This is a genomic window from Oleiphilus sp. HI0080 (assembly GCF_001635135.1).
In genome coordinates this window covers 1-1,795 of the sequence record NZ_LWFU01000614.1, presented here as the reverse complement: position 1 = coordinate 1,795, position 1,795 = coordinate 1, and the positions used below count along the sequence as shown (strand labels likewise).

At 45.8% G+C, this 1,795-nt stretch carries 1 protein-coding gene and 1 pseudogene; one reads left to right on the top strand and one right to left on the bottom strand.

Going from position 1 to position 1,795, the window contains the following annotated elements; translation table 11 throughout:
- Positions 1-527 (bottom strand): annotated as a pseudogene (locus A3751_RS13515) (HD domain-containing protein); the annotation flags it as partial.
- A gap of 151 nt (positions 528-678) precedes the next feature.
- On the opposite strand from A3751_RS13515, the gene A3751_RS13510 reads away from it, so the two are divergent.
- Positions 679-1,795 (top strand): PP2C family protein-serine/threonine phosphatase (locus A3751_RS13510; RefSeq protein WP_068456950.1); only part of this gene is annotated, 1,117 nt, incomplete at its 3' end.

The following is a 1,795-nucleotide window of genomic DNA, read 5'->3' as shown; positions in this document are numbered from 1 at the left end:
TGGGCTACACGAACAGAGTAGTGTTCGTGTTCGATATGCTCGGGCACCTGTTTGTATGCGTGTTGGTAGTCTGCGCCGTTCCAAAGCTGCTTAAAGGTGTCGGTCGAATCGAGTATCTCGCGTATCGCTTGTGTTCGACTAAATTGGTGAGAAAAGCTACTGTGACCACTGTCATGTAACAAGCATGCGCATCGGACAATACGATGGAAATAGCTGATTGCTTCTAAAACTTGGCTATCAACCTCGCTACCAAATTCTCGACTTCGCTTCTTTAGGCCGTTTTCCACCATAGCCATGAACATGCGCCCGCCAACATGCATTGCACCCACGCTGTGTAAAAAACGCGAATGCGTAGCGCCAGGAAACACCAGAGATAGTATGTCGTTCTGACAAATGAATCTCAGGCGCTGAAAAAGCGGGTGGTCAATAAGAGCGACTTCAAATCTGGAGACAGGTATGCCGCCGTGCACAGGATCCATAATCAGTTTGTGGTAATTGCCGAGCAGGTCGTCTACTTGAAGAAGCAAGAGAAATCCTTTTTGATCTAGTCTGTTGTAGGCTTTGTATATACTGAGTATAGCGATAGTTTTTGTCTGACGTTGGTATTATTGCGTCTTTGCTTTACCTTGAGATCAGCTAGCCTATACTCAGAAGATATATGTTGAATACAGTGCAGTTATGAATCCCAGCTCAGACCAAATATTGGTGATCGACCCTAGTGCCGATGACCGTGAAAAACTGGTCGCCTACCTCACCGGTAAAGGTTACTTTGTTCAAACCGCTAAGAGTCTTGAAACTGCGCACTTGCTTACGTTTGAAGAGCCTCCCGATCTTATTTTTGCTGATGTCCCCAGCGAGCAAATAGAACTATTGCCTTTTTTCGATGGCGAAAAACGCAGCCCCCTCGTAATTGTATCGATCGCAGAAACTGCCGGTGATGTTGTCGCATGTCTACGGGCCGGTGCTCAGGACTTTATTCTTAAACCGGTGCGCGATTATGAAAAGCTAGATTCCGTCATTCATAGAACGCTCGATCAGATTCGGCTAGCAAAGTTGAACAAACGTCTGCGTTCTGAATTGGAGGAGAGAAATCGAAAGCTGCGAGAAGGCATTCATGAGCTGCGAACTGATCAAAAAGCAGGCCTTCAGGTCCAACTAAAGATGTTGCCGCAGCGCCAAAAAGAGCTAAACGGCTTTCACTTTGACCACATTATTCGCCCTTCGCTTTACTTGAGTGGTGATTTTCTAGATTACTTCCGGCTTGATGATCACCGCGTTTTGTTTTTCTTTGCTGACGTTTCAGGGCATGGCGCATCTTCGGCGTTTGTTACCGTACTATTGAAAAACTTGTCCGCGCGTTTACTACGAAACTATCGTCGTCAGTCTAGCGATGACATCAGTTGTCCGGTGAAGTTTTTAAAGCGTCTAAATCAAGAGTTAATCGTATCTGATCTTGGCAAGCATCTAACGGTGTTTGCGGGGGTGCTAGATCAGTTCAAAAGAACGCTTACCTATACTATTGGTGGGCATTTGCCGTTGCCAATACTTAAAACCCCGGAAGGGACAGAATATCTGGATGCCAAGGGCGTGGCAGTAGGTCTGTTTCCGGAACCTGAGTTTGAGCGCGTTGTCCGAGACCTGCCGCCCAAGTTCAATATCACAGTCTTTTCCGATGGAATATTAGAAGTGCTGCACAATGACACACTAAAAGAGAAAGAAAAGTTACTATTAGATGTTGTTTCTAAAGAGCAAGGGGGGATAGAATCAATTTTGACATCAATGGGATTGGACGACA